The sequence below is a fragment of the Moorena producens 3L genome (genome assembly GCF_000211815.1).
Lineage (GTDB): Bacteria > Cyanobacteriota > Cyanobacteriia > Cyanobacteriales > Coleofasciculaceae > Moorena > Moorena producens.
Genome location: NZ_GL890952.1, coordinates 24,963 through 31,031 on the forward strand (window position 1 = coordinate 24,963; position 6,069 = coordinate 31,031).

Consider the following 6,069-nt stretch of genomic DNA (forward strand, 5'->3'; position numbering starts at 1 on the left):
GGGCACAGAGATAATTTTATAGAGTTATTGCTATCAATAGCTAGACTTCTTCGACTCCTTTGGATGTTTGCGTTCGCGAAGCGGTTCCAAAGGAACATCGCAAACATCCAAAGGAACATCGCGTAGGGTGACCACAGGTCAATCCCCTATTTTAAGCTGACTTCTGACTTCTGACTTCTGACTTCTGACTGCTGACTTCTGACTTCTGACTTCTGACTTCTGACTTCTGACTTCTGACTTCTGACTTCTGCTATACCTTGCCAATTCCTTAGCCACAATAAAATCACCCACGTGGGTAATGTCCCGGATATATTCCCCGTATTACTCTTGAAGCATAGCTGTCACTTACAACATTGATTACCCCTAAAACTGCAGCTGTATCAATCTATCCATTAATGTATCCATTGGAGGCAAATCCATTATGTCTAGGAATTTCGATCATATAGCCTACTCTGTATCCACCCTAGTTTATCAATACAATTGCTATAGCCCAGACACAATCGAATACGTTTTATTTAATCAAGGACTCCTAGCCGGTCTCGAAAGACAAACCGAAGCTAGCGACAGTCCAGTTTACCTAGAAGGGTATCAGATCGGACAGAGCTATTAAATTAGGATCCACTTTTGACACTCCCCGGCGTAAACGCGCGGGGATTCAAAGCGAGGAGTTACCCAAAAGGGCATTGCTCGTAACAACCACATCGACTTCCCGTACCGTAGTACCAAGAAATCGGCAGTCCACTTGGCGGTGCCAATTGCCTCTACTCTCTCCGACAAGATATTGTCATTGAGTCTACTTTTAAAGTGTTTGATTCCCGTGACTTTAAAGACTATTTGCTTATAGAGGGCTGGGATTGGAGTCTTTAACCGGGTCTCCATTTCGGTGAACCACCTTTTAACCAAAGGGTCCCACTACCAGGAATCTCACCTTTTCTTTTTAGGTCATTGCGTCGTTTCTATCTTAGCACAAAGCCGTCCTAGAAGGACGGGGTTTCAGACCCATCTTCTTTGATGACCCTGCGCCCACTGGGGGGAGTGCGCAGAGCAAGTGGCGTGGTTGCTCCCAGTCAATCCTCGATCAGACTGCGAATTTCTCTGACTTGTTCGATATACTCCCCATCATTCCAAACCGGTACAACTCCCTGGTAAGAAATCGGTTCAACTAAATCAATCCATGAGCGACAGCCTCCGTACTCTTGGTGGTAGGGAGTGATCACAGGCTCAGGTAACTGATAAGTACGCAACAGCAATACATATAAAGGTTGACGTGGCTTCCACTTCAAACGCTCACTGGCAAATTGTTCATTCCAAATATGATAGGGTAGCAGAGCAGCAATAGTAGATTGCTCCGTTACCGGCAAAATATCAGTAATAGACGCCCAGCTACCAATCCGAACAGTTTCCGGGTGCCAACCTGAGGGCACAGGTTTCACTTGTTCAGCATAGTCAGGTTTAAGCAAATTAGGCTTTTGATGCTCATAGGTAGGGTAGAGTAAAACCTGGTGGTGAGCCACGCTGAAGCAGTTGCCCTGTTCACGAATACCCCCTTTGCGCAACAGCATAATCGTTTTGCCCGCTTCTAAGGCATCAACCGCAACACCCCATTCTTTCAGGGCATGGGTAGTACTTGAAAGCATAAGTTTAGTAATCGGATTTTTCCAACAACAATAAGAGGTTTGCGTTTTCCTAGGATAGAATGCCAAGATTACTCTCAGTAGGGAATCGGGAATCGGAACCCACCCCTAAGGGGTTAGGGGTGGGTTCCGATTCCCGATTCCCTTAAATTAGATCCATATACCAACCACCCATGAGTAATTCTGAAGCAAACAACCGTAAAACTATTAACAAAGTCGCCATTGTAGGAGGAACCCACGGTAATGAATTTACCGGTGTATACCTAGTCAAAAAATTTGATAAGTTTCCAGAATTAATCACTAGACCTAGTTTTGAAACCTCGACACTGATCGGTAATCCCCAAGCCTTTCAAGCTGCCAGGAGATATATTGATACAGACTTAAACCGCTGCTTTGCTAAAAGTGACCTGGAAAATTCCGAGCTTTCTTTCTATGAACAAACCAGAGCCAAAGAGATAGCTCAAACCCTAGGGCCAAAAGGCAATTCCAAGGTAGATTTTATTCTAGATTTGCACAGTACCAGTGCTAATATGGGGTTTACTATAATTCTCGTCAACAACGACCCCTTTAATTTGCAACTCGCTGCTTATCTGAGTTCCCTTGACCCCTTAGTTAGAGTTTATAGTTCCATTGAACCAGGTAAAGAAAATACCTTTCTAAGATCCCTATCTAACTTCGGGTGTTGTATTGAAGTCGGTCCCATTGCACCAGCTAGTCTCAAGGGCGCTATTTTTCAAAAAACTGAAGCCTTAATTCACGCCACGTTAGATTATATTGAAGACTATAATAACGGTAAACTATTATCAAACACTTATCCTCTAACCATTTATCACTATTTAAAAGTAGTTGACTATCCCAGAAACGAAGCTGGTGAACTAGAAGGTATGATTCATCCTCAGCTCCAGGGCAGAGATTATCAAGAACTTAATCCTGGTGACCCCATGTTTCTTACCTTCGATGGCACCACAATTTACTATGAAGAAGAAGCCACCGTTTGGCCAGTATTTATTAATGAAGTTGCCTACTATGAAAAAGGAGTAGCGATGTGTTTGACTAAAAAAGAGATAGTTAGGGAGTAGGGAACAGGGAATCGGGAATCGGAACCCACCCCTAACCCCTCCCAGGAGGGGAACGGGAATCGGGAATCGGGAATCGGGAAAGATATAGGGTGATGGGGTGATGGGGTGATGGGGTGATGGGGTGATGGGGTGATGGGGTGATATCAGGTTCGGATAATTAGTTATAAAAAACTTTATCCCTTGAAACCTTACTCCTTTACTTCTGCCTTCTGCCTTCTGCCTTCTGACTTCTGCCTTGTTTTTGCCCCTAGTATAAGTATTCAACCGGACATGATATGATGGGAAGATGGGGAGAATACAGAATTTTATTGCTGATAAAACTTTGATTAATTACTAATTACTAATTATAGCGTTTTGCCTGTAGCTTAAGTAGAATCCCGACTCCCGATTCCCTCGGTGCGCGCCTCCTAGGGCGAGTAAATCGCCCTTGGGTCGCGCACCGCTCCCGACTCCCGACTCCCGATTCCCTACTCCTGACTCTGTAATCCCTGCTGCAATATTTCTAAAACTTTGGCTAAATTTCCGGCTAATAACGCCGCTTTATCTAACCATAATCCAGGGAAAATTTCTGAACAAAGTATGCCCTCAGGATTGGTTTCCAGTTGAGTATAGTCCCCTTCCCTTAACCGAAACCAATCAAATTCACCATCATCAACTCGCCATACCAAATATTCTTGTACTCCATTACGACGATAAACGTTTAATTTTTTATGTAAATCAATAGAAACAGTGCTAGCCGCAATTTCTACGATTAACTCCGGCGCACCTTCTACATAATCATCCTCAGTAATGATTGATTGTCCATCTTGTTCTATTCTCAATAACGCATCAGGTTGCACTTCGTTATCAGCATCTAGGCGCACAGTTGTGTTATCGAGTGTTTCTACTCCTGGTCTACTTGCTTCATAGGTTCCTAACCATGTCATAATCCGAGAATGGGGTTTGCCATGTTTTTTTGCTCGTACAGGAGATGCCATGTAAACAATTCCTTCAATTAATTCGGCTTTTTTCAAATCAGCCATAGCGGAATAGCGACGCTCAAATTCAGCAAGGGTTAGTTGATCCCCATTTTCTAAAGGAGGAATAGTCGGGTCCCGAGTAATTGTGGCAGTTGATGTGATCATTTTTGGCTCTACTTTACTTGTTATTTAACAGGGAACAGGGAAAGAGTGGGGCGGGGGCGCGGGGAGATGGGGAGATGGGGAGATGGGGAGATGGAGATGAGGAGATAGGGAGATGGGGAGAATGCAGAATTTTATTGCTGATAAAACTTTGATTAATTGCTAATTACTAATTATAGCGTTTTGCCTGTAGCTTAAGTATAATCCCGATTCCCGATTCCCTCGGTGCGCGCCTCCTAGGGCGAGTAAATCGCCCTAGGGTCGCACCGCTCCCGACTCCCGATTCCCGACTATTCAAAACTGATTTATTCCTTCGGCAACCATTCGATATCCAGTAATTGGTCAAGACAGTAGGGACATTCTGGAGGTAAACTTACGGAATTCTGAGTTTTTATCGTCACAAATCCTAAGGCATCGTTATAAATAGAACTCAGTTCATTATCTAGATAATTACGGAGATTAGTCGTTAGTTTACGTTTGAGCTGAATTCTGAAGTTATAGATTTCCCCTTGCCAGTGAACTGCATTATAATCATATTCACTTGTCCAATATTGCAGGAATAATAAATGACGGATAACTTGTTCTAAAAGGCTAGCTACGGCATTTTTCTTCTCTCTGCCCAAATCCTCTAACTCCTCAATTAAGTTATCCCAATCTAGTTGATTAAATTCTTTATTTTTCAGGAGCTTAATCGTTTCTTCTAGCCATTGGACATCATCAATGTCGTAGAGATTTTTTTAAATCTAAACTACTATTTATACTACTCATAGTCAATTGTTCATAAAAATATCACTTACTTTTCTATATCAAACACTCCAGATACTTTTAAAGTAATATCCTTAAATCCAGGAGATAACACTAACTCATCACCAGAAAAGCTACCAACTTCTGTATAACTTGTTCCTGTCAGTTTTAAAACCAATATAGTTTTACTTTCCGGGTCCACAATCCAGTATTCAGGAATAGCACAATCCTGATATTGGATTCTTTTCGCAATATAGTCTCGCTCTCGTTGTAACTCTCCTGGGCTAACCACTTCAACCACTAATAAAGGCGGTGACATAGAGAGGCGAATGGTATTACGCTTTGATAATTGTTGAATATGCTCTTCTCGAATAATGGTCAAATCAGGATAACGGTTTTTCGGTTCACCTCTAACTTCTAATTCTAATCCTTGACCCCGGACTCTACGATGACCTACCAGTAAAGCAAACCTAATCAATAAAAACGTAGCAATTTCAACATTTACTCCCGACTCTGGAGGCATTTCAATTAACTCTCCATTAAATAACTCATAGAAGTTTTCTGAGTTATCATTGTAGGATAAATACTCATCAAAGCTTTGAAATTTATGGGTCAGTTGTACCATCATTGTTCACCGGCAAAGTCCGGTGCATTACGTAAGCTATCAGCTAATGCGCTACGCGCACGCTACTTGAGGTGCTAATCAGCTAATCAGCTAACACACCATTCATAGTTCACGTGGAAAGTCCGGTGCGTTACGCCTAGCGGCTAACACACCCTACTTACTAATATAATGTTAGGATAATTACCATTAATACCAATCTCCCCATCTCCCCACACTCCCCACACTCCCCACACTCCCTACTCCCTACTCCCTACTCCCTACTCCCTACTCCCTAACTTCTTACTACTCCGATACGCTTCAGTCAATGACGTCAAGTAAGGTTTAAGGCGACGATCCACGAATTGAAGCATGGGTTGGTTGCTCTCTCCCACCGCACAGGTATAGTAAGGAATATCGCTCTGGAGTTGAGCCATGATAGACTCTGCAATCAGCATGGCACCACGGCCACGCCGTTGGAACCCCCTGTCGGCGGTTTTCCGGGTGGACGAACAGGGAAAGAATGACAGCAGTAGTGGTGTCGGTTTTGGGGTCTTTGCGCAGTTCTGCCACCAGCAAGCCTACCATTTAATCCTTTTCCACTGCTGCTAAACCCAGCAGTTCTCCTAAAAGGCTGGCACATTGCCAGTGGCTAGCAATGCTGGGGCAGGTGTAGTCATCGTATTCTAAGGAGGTAGTAGCATCAAAGTTTTCGAGCCACTGATAGGTAACTTGGGGGGAGTAGGTGGTGGTCACTGGTTTGGGGAATCGGGAATCGGGAATCGGGAGTCGGAACCCACCCCTAACCCCTCCCAGGAGGGGAACGGGAGTCGGGAATCGGGAGTCGGGAATCGGGAATCGGGAGTCGGGAGTCGGGAGTCGGGAGTCGG

Annotated in this window: 9 protein-coding genes and 1 pseudogene; 2 read left to right on the plus strand and 8 right to left on the minus strand. The window is 43.9% G+C overall.

Going from position 1 to position 6,069, the window contains the following annotated elements; translation table 11 throughout:
* Nucleotides 1-138 precede the first annotated feature (138 nt).
* Nucleotides 139-291, minus strand: coding sequence for a hypothetical protein (locus tag LYNGBM3L_RS44200; RefSeq protein ID WP_154659898.1), 153 nt, complete (start codon nucleotides 289-291; stop codon nucleotides 139-141).
* Nucleotides 292-421: 130 nt separating this feature from the next.
* On the opposite strand from LYNGBM3L_RS44200, the gene LYNGBM3L_RS23620 reads away from it, so the two are divergent.
* Nucleotides 422-610 (plus strand): hypothetical protein, encoded by a 189-nt coding sequence (locus LYNGBM3L_RS23620; RefSeq protein WP_044494517.1) that lies wholly within the window; start codon nucleotides 422-424, stop codon nucleotides 608-610.
* On the opposite strand, the gene LYNGBM3L_RS23625 is transcribed toward LYNGBM3L_RS23620, so the two are convergent.
* Together LYNGBM3L_RS23625 and LYNGBM3L_RS23630 are read right to left on the minus strand one after the other, a co-directional pair.
* A complete protein-coding gene (locus LYNGBM3L_RS23625; protein WP_009149715.1) occupies nucleotides 607-879 on the minus strand; it encodes a hypothetical protein in 273 nt (90 codons plus the stop codon). The genes LYNGBM3L_RS23620 and LYNGBM3L_RS23625 overlap by 4 nt on opposite strands.
* A gap of 188 nt (nucleotides 880-1,067) precedes the next feature.
* Nucleotides 1,068-1,637, minus strand: a complete 570-nt coding sequence (locus LYNGBM3L_RS23630) for a DUF1802 family protein (RefSeq protein WP_009149717.1) — start codon at nucleotides 1,635-1,637, stop codon at nucleotides 1,068-1,070.
* 170 nt (nucleotides 1,638-1,807) lie between these two features.
* Between LYNGBM3L_RS23630 and LYNGBM3L_RS23635 the strand changes: the two genes are divergently transcribed.
* A complete protein-coding gene (locus LYNGBM3L_RS23635; protein WP_009149719.1) occupies nucleotides 1,808-2,713 on the plus strand; it encodes an aspartoacylase in 906 nt (301 codons plus the stop codon).
* A 467-nt stretch (nucleotides 2,714-3,180) separates the two neighbouring features.
* On the opposite strand, the gene LYNGBM3L_RS23640 is transcribed toward LYNGBM3L_RS23635, so the two are convergent.
* The 5 genes and pseudogenes from LYNGBM3L_RS23640 to LYNGBM3L_RS45200 all read right to left on the minus strand — a co-directional run.
* Nucleotides 3,181-3,837 (minus strand): Uma2 family endonuclease, encoded by a 657-nt coding sequence (locus LYNGBM3L_RS23640; RefSeq protein ID WP_009149721.1) that lies wholly within the window; start codon nucleotides 3,835-3,837, stop codon nucleotides 3,181-3,183.
* A gap of 302 nt (nucleotides 3,838-4,139) precedes the next feature.
* On the minus strand, nucleotides 4,140-4,556 hold the full coding sequence (locus LYNGBM3L_RS23645) for a DUF29 domain-containing protein (RefSeq protein WP_044494518.1): 417 nt from the start codon (nucleotides 4,554-4,556) through the stop codon (nucleotides 4,140-4,142).
* Between the two features lie 71 nt (nucleotides 4,557-4,627).
* Complete coding sequence (locus LYNGBM3L_RS23650) at nucleotides 4,628-5,203, minus strand: Uma2 family endonuclease (RefSeq protein WP_044494519.1); 576 nt, start codon at nucleotides 5,201-5,203, stop codon at nucleotides 4,628-4,630.
* 321 nt (nucleotides 5,204-5,524) lie between these two features.
* The gene (locus LYNGBM3L_RS41620; RefSeq protein ID WP_131827110.1) at nucleotides 5,525-5,767 is read right to left on the minus strand and encodes a GNAT family N-acetyltransferase; all 243 of its coding nucleotides are present in this window, start codon (nucleotides 5,765-5,767) and stop codon (nucleotides 5,525-5,527) included.
* Nucleotides 5,768-6,069 (minus strand): annotated as a pseudogene (locus LYNGBM3L_RS45200) (hypothetical protein); the annotation flags it as partial.

Bases quoted from the DNA above. Each gene is read 5' to 3' on its own strand.
- LYNGBM3L_RS23620 (WP_044494517.1), top strand. From the start codon at position 422: ATGTCTAGGAATTTCGATCATATAGCCTACTCTGTATCCACCCTAGTT.
- LYNGBM3L_RS23625 (WP_009149715.1), bottom strand. From the start codon at position 879: ATGGAGACCCGGTTAAAGACTCCAATCCCAGCCCTCTATAAGCAAATA.
- LYNGBM3L_RS23630 (WP_009149717.1), bottom strand. From the start codon at position 1,637: ATGCTTTCAAGTACTACCCATGCCCTGAAAGAATGGGGTGTTGCGGTT.
- LYNGBM3L_RS23635 (WP_009149719.1), top strand. From the start codon at position 1,808: ATGAGTAATTCTGAAGCAAACAACCGTAAAACTATTAACAAAGTCGCC.
- LYNGBM3L_RS23640 (WP_009149721.1), bottom strand. From the start codon at position 3,837: ATGATCACATCAACTGCCACAATTACTCGGGACCCGACTATTCCTCCT.
- LYNGBM3L_RS23650 (WP_044494519.1), bottom strand. From the start codon at position 5,203: ATGGTACAACTGACCCATAAATTTCAAAGCTTTGATGAGTATTTATCC.
- LYNGBM3L_RS41620 (WP_131827110.1), bottom strand. From the start codon at position 5,767: ATGGTAGGCTTGCTGGTGGCAGAACTGCGCAAAGACCCCAAAACCGAC.